12 protein-coding genes and 1 CRISPR repeat array are annotated in these 13,133 nt (G+C 40.3%); of the genes, 1 reads left to right on the top strand and 11 read right to left on the bottom strand.

What is annotated here, in order from left to right; all coding sequences use genetic code 11:
- Positions 1 to 2: 2 nt before the first annotated feature.
- The 4 genes from GRQ40_RS02290 to GRQ40_RS02275 all read right to left on the bottom strand — a co-directional run bounded on the left by GRQ40_RS02290 (position 3) and on the right by GRQ40_RS02275 (position 3,824).
- Positions 3 to 800, bottom strand: a complete 798-nt coding sequence (locus GRQ40_RS02290) for a hypothetical protein (protein WP_066151110.1) — start codon at positions 798 to 800, stop codon at positions 3 to 5.
- Positions 797 to 1,585: a hypothetical protein gene (locus GRQ40_RS02285; protein ID WP_066151107.1), complete on the bottom strand. Its 789-nt coding sequence runs from the start codon at positions 1,583 to 1,585 to the stop codon at positions 797 to 799. The genes GRQ40_RS02290 and GRQ40_RS02285 overlap by 4 nt, the downstream gene beginning before the upstream one ends.
- Positions 1,575 to 2,339 (bottom strand): hypothetical protein, encoded by a 765-nt coding sequence (locus tag GRQ40_RS02280; RefSeq protein WP_066151103.1) that lies wholly within the window; start codon positions 2,337 to 2,339, stop codon positions 1,575 to 1,577. Before GRQ40_RS02280 ends, GRQ40_RS02285 begins: the two co-directional genes overlap by 11 nt.
- Positions 2,340 to 2,960: 621 nt before the next feature.
- Positions 2,961 to 3,824 (bottom strand): LiaG family protein, encoded by an 864-nt coding sequence (locus tag GRQ40_RS02275; protein ID WP_052660998.1) that lies wholly within the window; start codon positions 3,822 to 3,824, stop codon positions 2,961 to 2,963.
- 483 nt (positions 3,825 to 4,307) lie between these two features.
- Positions 4,308 to 5,541: a CRISPR direct-repeat array (repeat unit 30 nt; unit sequence GTTTCAATCCCTCATAGTTAAGATAAAAAC).
- Between the two features lie 661 nt (positions 5,542 to 6,202).
- Here GRQ40_RS02275 and GRQ40_RS02270 point away from each other — a divergent pair.
- The gene (locus GRQ40_RS02270) at positions 6,203 to 6,490 is read left to right on the top strand and encodes a hypothetical protein (RefSeq protein WP_159719288.1); all 288 of its coding nucleotides are present in this window, start codon (positions 6,203 to 6,205) and stop codon (positions 6,488 to 6,490) included.
- Between the two features lie 125 nt (positions 6,491 to 6,615).
- On the opposite strand, the gene GRQ40_RS02265 is transcribed toward GRQ40_RS02270, so the two are convergent.
- The 7 genes from GRQ40_RS02265 to GRQ40_RS02235 form a co-directional block, all read right to left on the bottom strand.
- Positions 6,616 to 7,149 carry a dihydrofolate reductase family protein gene (locus tag GRQ40_RS02265; RefSeq protein WP_159719287.1) on the bottom strand — a complete coding sequence of 178 codons (534 nt, stop codon included), beginning with the start codon at positions 7,147 to 7,149 and terminating at the stop codon, positions 6,616 to 6,618.
- A 449-nt stretch (positions 7,150 to 7,598) separates the two neighbouring features.
- The gene (rlmD, locus tag GRQ40_RS02260; RefSeq protein ID WP_159719286.1) at positions 7,599 to 8,972 is read right to left on the bottom strand and encodes a 23S rRNA (uracil(1939)-C(5))-methyltransferase RlmD; all 1,374 of its coding nucleotides are present in this window, start codon (positions 8,970 to 8,972) and stop codon (positions 7,599 to 7,601) included.
- A gap of 84 nt (positions 8,973 to 9,056) precedes the next feature.
- Positions 9,057 to 9,983, bottom strand: a complete 927-nt coding sequence (locus GRQ40_RS02255) for a diacylglycerol kinase (protein WP_066151093.1) — start codon at positions 9,981 to 9,983, stop codon at positions 9,057 to 9,059.
- A 140-nt stretch (positions 9,984 to 10,123) separates the two neighbouring features.
- Positions 10,124 to 11,035, bottom strand: a complete 912-nt coding sequence (locus tag GRQ40_RS02250; RefSeq protein WP_066151090.1) for a hypothetical protein — start codon at positions 11,033 to 11,035, stop codon at positions 10,124 to 10,126.
- Between the two features lie 3 nt (positions 11,036 to 11,038).
- Complete coding sequence (locus GRQ40_RS02245) at positions 11,039 to 12,097, bottom strand: hypothetical protein (RefSeq protein WP_159719285.1); 1,059 nt, start codon at positions 12,095 to 12,097, stop codon at positions 11,039 to 11,041.
- Positions 12,094 to 12,534 carry an anti-sigma factor gene (locus tag GRQ40_RS02240; RefSeq protein ID WP_080859846.1) on the bottom strand — a complete coding sequence of 147 codons (441 nt, stop codon included), beginning with the start codon at positions 12,532 to 12,534 and terminating at the stop codon, positions 12,094 to 12,096. The genes GRQ40_RS02245 and GRQ40_RS02240 overlap by 4 nt, the downstream gene beginning before the upstream one ends.
- Positions 12,531 to 13,052, bottom strand: coding sequence for an RNA polymerase sigma factor (locus GRQ40_RS02235; protein ID WP_231734688.1), 522 nt, complete (start codon positions 13,050 to 13,052; stop codon positions 12,531 to 12,533). The genes GRQ40_RS02240 and GRQ40_RS02235 overlap by 4 nt, the downstream gene beginning before the upstream one ends.
- Positions 13,053 to 13,133: the final 81 nt, after the last annotated feature.

Below are 13,133 nucleotides of genomic sequence, written 5' to 3'. Positions count from 1 at the left end.
CCTTATAGCGTATTCTTATGTAATAGACTGTCCATGCGTTTATAGCATATATAATGAACGAGTATTATAATCATAAAAATTACAAAGAAATAGTAACTCAATGACCACGCAAACGGAGAGACCTCTACGTTTCTCGCTGCAAGAACGCCCTGTGAAAACGGCAGCCATTTATTCACATATGGTGAACTTTGTAGTAAACCTACTGATATGAAAATAAACATAACAGAGATGCTAAAGCCTGCTATTGAATTGTTAGCCAATATCGAAACCACATGACTCATTAACATAATGAAAAAAGTCAACAAGATCAGTAAAACAAATTGAAATAACATGAGTTTTAGAGGAGTATAAGTGTTCAACAAAGGAATATCATCTAAACTAGCACTCATGCTTTTTCCGCCATTTATCAGGTATGATAATAGTATGGAAATGGAATACCCTATCGAATAATAAATCACGATAAATATAAAATTAGCTGAAATCATCCCATTTAACCATAAAGAAAAATGACCTGCTCTTGGAAGTATCCAAAGGTTGTTTTCATTAAGTTGTTTGTTTAAAAAATTCCCACATAAAACATATATCGGCGTTTGATGTAGCAACCATCTTAACAAATCGAAATTAAAATAAGCAGGTCCATAGTAAAATGTTATTAAAAGAGAAGCAGGTCCAGCATTTTGCCAATTATAAAAATTGAATGACACAAAATGAAAAACCACAAAAGTTAAAAGGATGATTATCATATTTCTTTTATACAACAAAATGCGAAGAAAATACCTTAAAAGACGTAAGTATTTCATGATTGCCTCCAACTAAAGTCCATCTTTTTCACCCGCGATACTCCTATAAACAATAATAGGGTCAAAACCGTTCCCCAATAGATTATGGACTGGACAAAGTGACTATAAAATGAGCTCCCCATTTTTCCTACTAAAACATGATAAGTGAATGTAAACGGATAAAAGAAAGTGATTTTACTTAAATATATAACGATGCTAATCACATTAAAGCCGAGCGTGATGATAAAGCTAATGACATTATTTCGGACGATTAAGTTAGCCACAAAAAAAGTGATTCCCAATGTTAGAAAAAATAAATAAACAAGAAGTAGACTAAATAACACCAACGTCGCCGGCTTTATATCGTTATATTTTAATAGGAAGTCATATACGGCCGCCCCATATTCACTCCACCTATTTTCAAATTTCAATGTCAACAATGATTCAAGGAGGCAAATGAAAGCCGACGCTAAAACAAATAATAAGGTTGCCATGCCCATACTGATAACAGAAGTGTAAAACCATTTGGCGCGGCTGGCGAATTTAATCATTGCGTACTGATCAAACGAACGAAAAGTGGTGAAAGGAAAGATACTCACTAAATAAATTAATGATAAGAGAAAGAATACATGGAAAAAATCATGAAATGAAAACAATAATAAATCGAAAACATTTTTTTCCTCTTTATACATTAAAAAAGAATGAAAACGAAATAGACTAATGATAATGAGGAACAATAGAATCGTATAAACAAACTTGCCGCTATAAAGAATATTAAGCAATCTAATGCTCAAATTACTCCGCATGTTTGGCAGCTCCTATAAAAAATAGTGCAACTCCTATGATTAGCAATATCAAATCGTAAAGTGCGACGTATGAAATCTTTAAATCAGGATCATACTCTAAATCAAATAACATAGCAGAATTGAGGAATTTGTTGATTTGAAATAACAAAGTTCCAGAAAGGATATAAAAAGCAAAAGGAAAAACAATGGTTAAATACTGATTATGAATAAACGTAGATACGCCAAGCGCTAAAGTAGAAAAAACGACCCCGCAAACAAAGCTATTCAAAATCATGATCAAAACAAATAAAACCGGCGAATACTCGTATACTCCGCGCAAGACTATGATATTTAGAGTATCTACAACTGACACATCAAATTTTTTTATCAGTAAAAAGAGGATAAACGATACAAGCAGGCTTGATGCAATCACATAGCCACTTACTAGTCCGTTTACCAGCAGGCGAATCAACAAATATTTTTTTCGGCTCATTCGATAAGATATATAGTGGATGAAGCCAGTGCGAACATCCGTTACATAAGAAGCAGCAAACGGTAAAGAAACTAACACGGGAAACAACAAACTTAATATGGCTGACGTTCCCTCACTATGTGAGTACATAAATAAATAAATGGCGTTTACACCTGGGTACGGATGAAAAATAAACTCGAAAGAGCCGATAAATATGCAGACGAAAATTAATAGTTGACTAATGAACGTGTTTCGTGAAAAAAACGCCCTTTTTAACTCGCTGACAAAATATCCATTCCCCATGTTGTCTCATCCCTCCCTTTAAAACCCACAAAAGCTTAAAATAAGGCATTCTCGATTCACTTTTTTATAGATTTCCTAGCTATCCATTCCATTAATGTAGCCATACTTCCCTCTCTAATAAGCAGGGATGGCGAGCGGACGATCCAACAACGCCGCTTGCAGACGCATTCATTTCTCTGAAAACAGCTGGTTGTTCGGTTCTCGGCCAAAAAAAACCGAATTCTCCTTAATTGAATGGGTATCTATCTTCTCGTTCGCTCAAGATCATGTGCAAATGAATGGGATGGCGAAATCATTTATCACTTGTATATAATCCATCAATAGTAAGTGATGTGAAAAATTTTTCTTCATTTTATTCAAAAATCCCTTCTTTTTTTTCAAAAAAATACAAAAATAGTCTTTTAGAAATGCGATTCAATGGATTTATGAATCACATTTTGTCACTTATTTTTTTATAAAGTAAGAGAAGGCGCAACATCTAGATCCATTCAGTTGAAGATTCTGATCAATGTCTGTTCTTGTCGATGCTGCTTCTAAACAGGTTAATCATTGAAAAAGCAGCCTGAAACACAAAGATAGGAATCAGGCTGCTTTCTTAAATTCATATTGTTCTCCGTTGTTTTAATAAATGTTTATATGACCGCTCGATACATTTAGATCAATAGGATGTTCACCGGATCCATGGACGCCTTTGATGCTTTTATGCTCTATTTTTTTCTTGGTTAACGGAAAATCACATGTGATATTACCGCTGCTTGTTTTTCCGTTTAAAGTAAAATCAGCACTTTTCGGAAGATGAAGATCCACCCCTCCGGAACTGACTTCAATATCCACAGCCCCTGTTAATTCGTCCATTTGCATACTTACATTTCCAGATGATAAATCGGCCTCAATCGCTCCACTATAATGCCGCACCTTGAGATTTCCCGAACGAATATCAAATGTTCCTGATTCTGCCGTTAATGAGTCGATATCGGCATTCCCCGATGAACTGTCGTGTTCAAAACGTTGAACCGATATATTTTTTAGTTTGACGTTTCCTGAGCTCACATCGAACAGTAATTTATCTAGTTTCATCGGTTTATTTTTTGAATGACCAGAGAAGCTCAAATTCCCTGACCCCAGATTTATCACCATGTTTCGATCATAATCTTCAGGGATATAAAGATTCAGTTTTGCCTTGTTATGAAATGGCCACCCAAACCGTTTCCGCTCCACACTTATACTCACTTTATCTCCCTGACGCTTAACTGTCAGTTTTCCCTTTCCATCTAAATCAGCTTTTATGTCTTCACGGTGTTTCGGAATAATCGTTGTGCTGACACCTGAAATATCCATTTCAATCATATCAATTCCCTCTGATGTAACCGACTGGTTTTTTGGCTTTCCGAAAGGCCACCAACTAAAATCAACTGGATTCCAAAAGATAAGGGATAAGCTAATCAATCCAATAAGACCTAATAAAACAGGAATTTTCTTTTCCAATGTTTTTCCTTCCTTTCCCATTAAATTTTACATCAGTTTCTTCACCCTACTTCGAACCATCAACTTTTTCAGGCGCCCTTAAAACGGCTGAACCTCACGGATAAATCTTCACATGCTCTAATGATTCAGTCGCCTTTCATTGTTTAATGGCAGAGTCGACATTTTGTCTCGATCTACAACTTGGATGGAATAAGATCAAGCGACTCTTCCTTTTCTTATTGTAAGAATACAGTAAAAGGGAATGTTCCAAAATGGACCTCAAATGTATATTCGAATAAGACTTGAGGCTTATATGATAATAAACAAATAATGGGGTCTATCCCCCATCACGTAAATGTAATGAGGGAAGACCCCATATATCTACCGCATAACATAAAATTTGATCTTAAGTTTCCTGATGTGTTTTCTTAAAGCCATTTCAATCACCACAGCCCTATAATTGACGCGCCGTCGATGGCAGTAAAAACACTGTGCGTGCAAAATGTTTTTATTCCTTGTAGTTAAGATAAAAACGCGGCAAAGGCGGTTTTCCTGTATGATCTAGATTTGTTTCAATCCCTCATAGTTAAGATAAAAACTTACATCAGTAAAATCGAAAAAGGAAATTTACCTTCTATGTTTCAATCCCTCATAGTTAAGATAAAAACTTCGAGAAAAAGGCTTAGAAGGAAAAGATCTACTATTGTTTCAATCCCTCATAGTTAAGATAAAAACGGCCCCACACTTTTTGCTGTAGACGTCCCATAAACTGGTTTCAATCCCTCATAGTTAAGATAAAAACTTTTCCTCTTGTTTCTCCTTTGTGCGAATCGTCTCAGTTTCAATCCCTCATAGTTAAGATAAAAACTCCTCTCCGCCGCCAGATGCAATAGATGCGATGATGAGTTTCAATCCCTCATAGTTAAGATAAAAACGGAGAAGCGGTCATCGTTCCTTCCAGTGTATCAATCTTGTTTCAATCCCTCATAGTTAAGATAAAAACAGTGGACTAGCTCAGAAGGGGAAGAATTTGTTCGGGAGTTTCAATCCCTCATAGTTAAGATAAAAACGCTAATTTGTCGGCGAAATTGTTTGATTTCGTTGAGGTTTCAATCCCTCATAGTTAAGATAAAAACACGGCCATCCTCATAGCAACAGCCGCACAATGGGCTTAGTTTCAATCCCTCATAGTTAAGATAAAAACGAGGTCTGGACGCTTGGAAATGACGTAATCGTATGTGGTTTCAATCCCTCATAGTTAAGATAAAAACAGGGGAGGCAGCTGCCCTACAATGGACAGATATCGATTGTTTCAATCCCTCATAGTTAAGATAAAAACAAAAGTTGTTTGAAAAATCCTATGGTACTGCTGAAGTTTCAATCCCTCATAGTTAAGATAAAAACGAACGGAGTTGTCGGCACGTTATCGTCATCGCTAAGTCGTTTCAATCCCTCATAGTTAAGATAAAAACGCTATCAATCCCTGATGAATTATTGGTGCTTGGGAATTGTTTCAATCCCTCATAGTTAAGATAAAAACCCGGCTTCCATTGCGCGCTTAACTTCGAGCAGGCGCGTTTCAATCCCTCATAGTTAAGATAAAAACTTTTTCAAAAGTCTTCATTAGTTCCCCGAATTTTGAGTTTCAATCCCTCATAGTTAAGATAAAAACTACTTCTGTCTCGTCCAAGCGGCGTTTCAATTCGTTGTTTCAATCCCTCATAGTTAAGATAAAAACCCCAAAAATAATGATAAAAGCAGCATTTGGAAAATGGATACAATGTCATTATAAACGTATCTCAAAGTTCGAGCAATAGCTTCTTTTTCTGATCGCTGTAGGAATTCTGGCGGTTAGAAAATTGTCGTCGATCCCCCGGGTTTTTAACGCTACTGGAGGTCGACGACAGTTTTTCTTTCGTTCATACGTCATTTTTAGGAAAACAAATGAGGATTTTTGAGTTTGCCGAAGCTTGTCAGATTCAGGCTTGCCTTTTCGTCAACGAAAATGGAAATAACGCCATCCTCAGCTCCGCCCACGTTTCCATAAAACGGCGCTATGGGTCTGCCCGACCGTAGAAAAAGTCCAAACGCTCGATCTATGTCAAAATTAACATGTCACATTGCATCTATCTACTTGTTCACTTATAATAATTTATAGCCATGAAAGATTCATGATATGATAGGAAGCGCCCTCAAGAAGTTGCAAAATTCTTTGTATCCAATATGAGAACGACAATCGGCTATCTGATATAGATTTTCCAAAATCAGAGCTACCTGATCTGCCGCGCCGATCGATCGAATTCGTCGAAACCCAAGATTGACGAATAACCAACAATGTGAGTAGGGTGTATGTACATAAAGCGCAAGAACACAGCGCAATATTTCAAAAAAGGATGATCATGGTGGAAGCGCTATTAAATCAAATTCTTGAGAAACTAGTTGAACTTCAATCAGAAATTGATCAGATGAAGACAAAACTGGCAACAAAAGGAGATCTTGCTGCGGTTGCGACAAAAGGAGATCTTGTAAGCATTCAACAAGCTATCTTAGAGACCAATCGAATTGTTAAAAACATCGAGCTAAATCAAGAGCGCCACGAGCGTATTTTAGACGTTCTTTCCAAACGTTCCATTGAACATGAGGCAAGATATCAGCGACTTACAGCAAGCGCAGGAAAAGAAAACTAGCGAAAAGTACCGAGAAGTTTATCTTGGTGCTTTCTTTTTTATGAGGTTCTGTTACATTTTCGTGTTGATCATTGCGATTCATAAAGGGAAACCCCATTTTTAGGCTTCCCTTCGTTTGTGTGCCTTTACTTTTTAACTTCATAGTGCAGTTCAACGAATTGATTGAAGTTCCTGACACCTTTCAACGACAGGTTTAATTGGTAATCTCCCTCTCTAAATAGAGGAATTCCTGTTCCAAGTAAAATAGGGGCGACTTTAATGATGAATTCATCAACCAATTGATTTTTTATAAAAGAATGTAACAATTCTCCTCCACCCACAAGCCAAATGTTTCTTCCTTCTTGATTTTTAAGTTTATTGGTGAAATGAACCGCATCTTCATTCACAAATTTTACATCTTCTTTATCCTCAAGAGGAGATCTTGTAAATACATAACATGCTTTGTTTTCATATGGGAGTTTTTCTATACCTTGTTTCAGTACCCAATCGTAGGTCCTTTTACCAAATAAAATCGTATCTACTGTTTCATAAAATTCAGAATAACCGTTATCTCCTTCACCTTCAACTTGGAATAGCCAATCAAGAGATTCATCTTTCGTAGCTATATATCCATCTAAGCTTGTTGAAATAAATAATACTAATTTTCGTTTTTTCTCCATAAAATTCCCCTCTAATTTAGAATGAATGTTCCATTATTCCGTTGGTTGAATAAAAACGACAGAATGAGGTTCCCGCGTTTCGTTCATTAATCGACCACCAACGGAAGAGGTTGGAGTAGCATGGCACTTCCCTCATTGATAGACTTATTCCTTTTTAAAAAGCTTTTTTCCATCCAATCCCCGAATGTTTGTTCCTAATGAGATTATACTATAAATTTGGAAAGGTTTCAAATATCAACAATATTTTTTAACAGAGCCTTTTATAAAAAGAAACAAAAATTCAACTTGAATCTCTCCAACTATACTCTGTTAAGAGGGGGGAGACTTCTCGGTGAACTTGTCTTCTCACCACCAAACCACTATTTGTTCTCCATACTTTTTGATAGTATGAAAAACGGCTAAGGGGCACAAATGTGATCAAATGCCACTTAGCCTTCTGTAAAATCCCTTTATTTCAAGGTTAATTTCGCCACACACTCCACATGATTCGTATGCGGGAACATGTCGACAGGCTGGATTTCGAGTGTTCGGTAGCCGCCATCTTCGAGAATGCGCAAATCGCGCGCTAATGTTGCCGGGTTGCAGGAAACGTAGACGACTCGCTTCGGCTTCATGGCGATGATCGTTTGTAAAAGGGCTTCATCGCATCCTTTGCGCGGCGGATCGACAACGACGCAGTCGGCTTGTACGCCTTGTTCATACCAGTGCGGAATGACCGTTTCTGCTTCTCCGACAGCAAACTCTGCGTTGGTGATGCCATTGAGCTTAGCGTTCCGTTTCGCGTCTTCAATCGCCTCTGGCACAATTTCGACTCCATACACTTTTTTCGCCTTTTTGGCCAAGAAAAGCGAGATGGTGCCAATGCCGCAATAAGCATCGATCACCGTTTCCTCTCCCGTTAATTGCGCGTACTCGAGCGCCTTTTCGTACAACACCCTCGTTTGTTCCGGGTTCACCTGATAGAAGGAGCGGGCGGAAATGGCAAATTGAATGCCGCCAATATCATCATAAATATATTCTGCTCCCCACAATACGTTCGTTTCATCCCCCATAATCACATTGGTGCGTTTTGGATTGATGTTTTGGATGATAGATTTCACGTTCGGCACCTGTTCCGCAATGGCTTGTACGATTTTCTTTTTATGGGGCAGCTCCTTCGTACGCGTAATGAGGACCACCATGACCTCCTTCGTTGCCGCCCCATAACGCGCCATAATATGGCGAAGCGTCCCGCGATGCGTAGCTTCATCATACGGCTCGACTCCATAAGCCTCACAGATGTTTTTGACCGTCTGCACCACCACATCGTTCATTTCCTGCTGGATTAGACATGCTTGCATATCAATAATGTCGTGGGTACGCTGCTGATAAAAGCCAGCGACAAGCCCTCCATCGCGCTCGCCAACCGGAACTTGAGCTTTGTTGCGATAGCGCCATGGGTCCTTCATCCCCAGTACAGGATGAATGGTCACATTCGTGATTTTTCCGATGCGCGTCATCACTTCTTGAACATGCTTATGCTTAGCTTTTAACTGCCCTTCATAGCTTAAATGCTGAAGCTGGCAGCCGCCACATTGTTTATAAATCGCACAGGGAGCGTCGATGCGGTCCGGGCTCGGCTGATATAGCTCGACTAAACGGCCATAGCCATAGCCTTTTTTCACTTTAATGACTTTAATTTTTGCCCGTTCTTCCGGCAGCCCGTTCGCCACAAAAATCGGGAAGCCGTCGACTTTCGCAACTCCCGCGCCATCATGTGTTAAATCTTCAAACACAACGTCATAATACTCGTTTTTTTTCACTGGTGCTTCTATCTTTGCCATCGTTCCTACTTCCTTTACATGAGCATGCTGCACTGATTGTATCATACGATCTAGCTGAACACAAAAAGAGAACAGGATTTCCGTTCAAAATCCTGCTCTCATTTGCTCTGCTTTTTCCTTCGGGACAAATACCTCCAAGTGGCGGTACAAGTTGACAAATTCTCCTGGAAGCATGCCGCCGTATTCCCCGTCTAAATTCAGCTGCATATGATTCGGAGTGGTCACCTTAATCCGGTTTGCCTTTGTATAAATTAAATGCGGATCGTTAATATGCTCTCCTCTTGAAGCCATTGTAACCACACGAATAAATTCGGCAAGGTTCGTTTTCTTTAAAATAATTAAATCGAACATGCCATCATTTAACGATGAATCAGGAGCAAGCTTTTCAAATCCGCCAACGGAGTTCGTCAAGGAAACGAGAAACAGCATGATTTCCCCTTCATATACTTTGCCATCATACTCAATTCTCGCTTCAGCTGCGCGAATGGACGGCAGCATTTCGATCCCTTTTAAATAATAGGCGAGCTGGCCCAGCATTGTTTTCAGCTTGCTCGGCACTTCATACGTCAATTCGGTCAAGCGTCCTCCTCCGGCAATATTAATAAAGTAGCGCATTTTTTCTTCAATGATGACTGAGCCAATGTCAATCGGCACGGCTTCGCCATTGATAATGACATCACAGGCTCCTTCAATGGAGCGAGGAACGCCAATCGCACGGGCAAAATCGTTCGTTGTTCCAACCGGAATGATGCCAAGCTGAGGACGGTAGTCTTGATTGGCAATCCCATTGACGACTTCATGAATCGTTCCATCTCCTCCGGCGGCGATGACAAGATCAAAGCGGCGCTCGACGGCTTGTTTTGCCGCTTCTGTGGCATCGCCAGCGCCGGTTGTCGCATGACAGGACGTTTCATATCCGGCTTCCTCTAAACGAATTAAAACATCGGGCAGATGCTTTCTGAACAATTCACGGCCTGAGGTAGGATTATAAATGATTCTTGCTCGTTTCATATCCCATCATCCTAGTTCATGTTTTAGTCGATTCCACTATTTAACATAATAGCGGAAGAAACAAATAGATGCAATTTTTCCGCTTGTCTATTTTGATGTATTCCTTCGGCGCAACATTATATCAGAAAGCAGGCATCTGCTCAATGAATGACCTGTACAGAAGCCTGTTCAATATCAAACAGCTGCAAGCGATGCTCTCCCTTTCCCACTTGCACGCTTCCTTTGGTGGGCTGTTCAGGTGTTTCTTGTTGAGAAGCTTCAATGTCTTTTTTCCAAGCCACATTGCCATCCTTTAAGCTCCCATGAATGGCTGCCGTCACTAACAGATTGGCGCTACTCTCCACCTCAACGGCCACACTGCTTGCGTTTGAAACCGTCCAATCAGCGACAAGCTGACGCGGAGCCACGCGCATTTCGTTGTGAGTGCCGCGCACTTCAAGAGGGATATGGGCCGGTACAACGACAGTTGGCGATAATTCTCCTCCTGTATAAAACCATCCCCTCTGTTTCGACAAGCTTTTGATGATCACATACATCGTGTCCCCCGTTAACTGGATCGCAACATAATCCGCTGGTTTTTTCACATCATGAGACGAGGCGGATTGATAGGTGCCAAAAATATGAACGCTCTTGTCGTTGCTCCCTTCGACCACAACAGGGTCGGTGCCTGTTTGCAGAACAATCCGCTTAATGTCCGGTGCCACCTGATGGCGGGCATCTGGCAGCTGAAAGACGCGCATTTTGCCGCTGGCCGCCGCGCGGATTTCCCCCAATAGACCTGTTGAAGAAAGCAGAAAAAGGGCAATGGCGAAGAAGCCAAGCAGGCCGATAAATACAATACTGAAAAGATCATATTTAACAAATGTATTCTCTCGTTTTGTAAAATAAAGATAGATCAGAATTTCTAGGCCGAGCAATATGAGCAGAAATGGCCACCAACCCATAAAAATATCAGTCGCCTCCACTCGCTTCCATTGCGCAAAAAACAACGCAAAGCCCAGCAAAATAAGCGAGGCCCCCATCGATACCGTTCCAACACGCCACGTTCTCATGTTCTATCCTCTCCCTCCTTTTTGTTTGCTTCCTAACAGAAGTTTGATTCCTCCAGCGATCAATAGCAGGCAAACAACCGTCGTTTGAAAGAACTGATGATATAAAGGGTAAATATCGACATGGAAAAGCGCTGAAAGGCTCGATGCAAAGGCTGGGAGAAAAATGCTGTCCAACAAATAATAGAGACCTAATAACACTAAGCCGATCCCCAACCATTTTTGATGGTGAACAAAATAAGAAACAATCGGTTCATCCTTTAATTCCTTTTCACCATAGCTTGACGCTTTTTGCAGCGCATCGAAAAAACTATAAAACCAAATAATTGGAATAAGGAAGAAGAAAGCGGATAACCTTAATACATCCATCACATAAATGGTTAACAAAAAAGCGGCCATTAATTGCAGTCCCCTCTTTTGTAGCCCTAAATACATATGCCCTGCTCCGGGAAACATGGACAGCAGCATGGCGATGGTTTTGCTTTTTCTTCCATCCTGACGAAGGTTCTCTAATTCCTCGAAAATGGCGCGATCAGCCAGCGGTTCGCCTCTTTGCTTGCGATTAAGCTGCTGAACCGTATCAAACATGCTGTAAATCCAAATGATTGGCAAAATACCTAAAAAGATTAAAAAGCTCCCTTGGTTTGTTAGCACGGCGACAAAGAAAATCATCATCATGAGTCCAAAAAAGCTGACCAATAGTGTCAATCCGCGATTCATAAGCCCCAATTGCAAATGGCCAAGCCCTGGAACGAATGATAACAAGATCGTATAAAATTTCTCACTGTCCTGATTGCCTCCTTCTTGAACAGCCATATGCACCGGCTGTCTTTGCATCAAAATGCGAATGATGTCAAGCATGCTGATTAGCCAGATCATGAATGAAAGCAGCACGAGCAAAAGCGGCTCTCTCTGACCTGTTAAAACGAAAAGTCCCGCTCCCAGTACAATTGGAGCGAAAAAACTTAAACTATAAAAGACCCCTCTTCCTTTTTTATTTAAATACAAATGGCCTGCGCCTGGAATGAACGATAAAAAGAATGCGACAAGTGGATGTTTTTTCATCGGCGATGCGGTTCCTCCTTTTGATTCAATTGGATACAATCAAGCAGCGAGATGGTTTTGTTCATCAGCTGCTCTGCATAGGACGGCCGTTTTTCTGATATGCTTGCGCCTACGGCAGCATTGGCAATCGATTGAAAAATCCCTGAAGACAAAAGCGTAATCGTAATCGCAGCAGCAATACCGTAATGAAGCAGCTTTTGCCCCACTTTTTCCTGCTGCTGGTGCGGCTCCTGTCGAACTTGTGCGATAATCTCATCAGCAGAAATAGAGAATGTAGAAGGAGAAGGCAAAGAAGCTGCATGTTCTTCCATCAGCTCCATATAGATCTCTAAACACCGATCACATGTATACAAATGATCCTCCATTTCGATTCTTTTCGCTTCGGTCAGTTGATCGCTTATAAACTGCTGCCATTCCTCTTTTGAATAGTGACTCATTGAAAATCGCCCTCCTTCCAATGCTTTCGGAGCCAATTGCGCGCTCGATACAGCTTGGTTTCCACCGTTTTGACGGCTATATTTTGCTCTTTGGCAATTTGCTGATATGATTTTTCTTCAATATAATAAGCATAAATAATTTCTCGATAGCTAGGCGGGATCTCCTCCAGCCTTCGCCGCACTTGTTCTTTTTCCGCTTTTTTGATGACAAGCTGCTCTACATTTTCAGCAGCTTCTGGTTCCGTTGCTTCGAGCGCTTCTTCTCGCTTTCGTTCCCTTTTACGCTTCACATCAATGGCATAATTAACAGCAATGCGCGTAATCCAGGCTTTAAAACCTTGTGATTGGTATTGGGAGAGGGAAAGGAAAATTCGAACCAATACTTCTTGTGTCGCATCTTCTGCATCTTTTTCATGCCGGATAATCGAATATACCGTTTTATATAAGTAGTCGCGGTATTTCTCGATTAGCATGCGCAAGGCGTGCTCGTCGCCGTTTTGAACTTTGTCTATTAGCACATCGTCTTGAATTCCACTCTCCCCCTTTCGATCCTTCTTCACTTATATAGACGAAATGGCTTGGCGCTTCCCCTACACTTT

Origin of the sequence: Anoxybacillus sp. PDR2, from assembly GCF_009834045.1 — a bacterium.
GTDB classification, from domain to species: Bacteria; Bacillota; Bacilli; order Bacillales; family Anoxybacillaceae; genus Anoxybacteroides; species Anoxybacteroides rupiense.
This window is presented reverse-complemented; position numbering and strand designations above follow the sequence as displayed.

Coding starts and splice junctions, on each gene's coding strand:
- GRQ40_RS02290 (WP_066151110.1), bottom strand. CDS start 800: ATGAAATACTTACGTCTTTTAAGGTATTTTCTTCGCATTTTGTTGTAT.
- GRQ40_RS02285 (WP_066151107.1), bottom strand. CDS start 1,585: ATGCGGAGTAATTTGAGCATTAGATTGCTTAATATTCTTTATAGCGGC.
- GRQ40_RS02280 (WP_066151103.1), bottom strand. CDS start 2,339: ATGGGGAATGGATATTTTGTCAGCGAGTTAAAAAGGGCGTTTTTTTCA.
- GRQ40_RS02270 (WP_159719288.1), top strand. CDS start 6,203: ATGGTGGAAGCGCTATTAAATCAAATTCTTGAGAAACTAGTTGAACTT.
- GRQ40_RS02265 (WP_159719287.1), bottom strand. CDS start 7,149: ATGGAGAAAAAACGAAAATTAGTATTATTTATTTCAACAAGCTTAGAT.
- rlmD (WP_159719286.1), bottom strand. CDS start 8,972: ATGGCAAAGATAGAAGCACCAGTGAAAAAAAACGAGTATTATGACGTT.
- GRQ40_RS02255 (WP_066151093.1), bottom strand. CDS start 9,983: ATGAAACGAGCAAGAATCATTTATAATCCTACCTCAGGCCGTGAATTG.
- GRQ40_RS02250 (WP_066151090.1), bottom strand. CDS start 11,035: ATGAGAACGTGGCGTGTTGGAACGGTATCGATGGGGGCCTCGCTTATT.
- GRQ40_RS02245 (WP_159719285.1), bottom strand. CDS start 12,097: ATGAAAAAACATCCACTTGTCGCATTCTTTTTATCGTTCATTCCAGGC.
- GRQ40_RS02240 (WP_080859846.1), bottom strand. CDS start 12,534: ATGAGTCACTATTCAAAAGAGGAATGGCAGCAGTTTATAAGCGATCAA.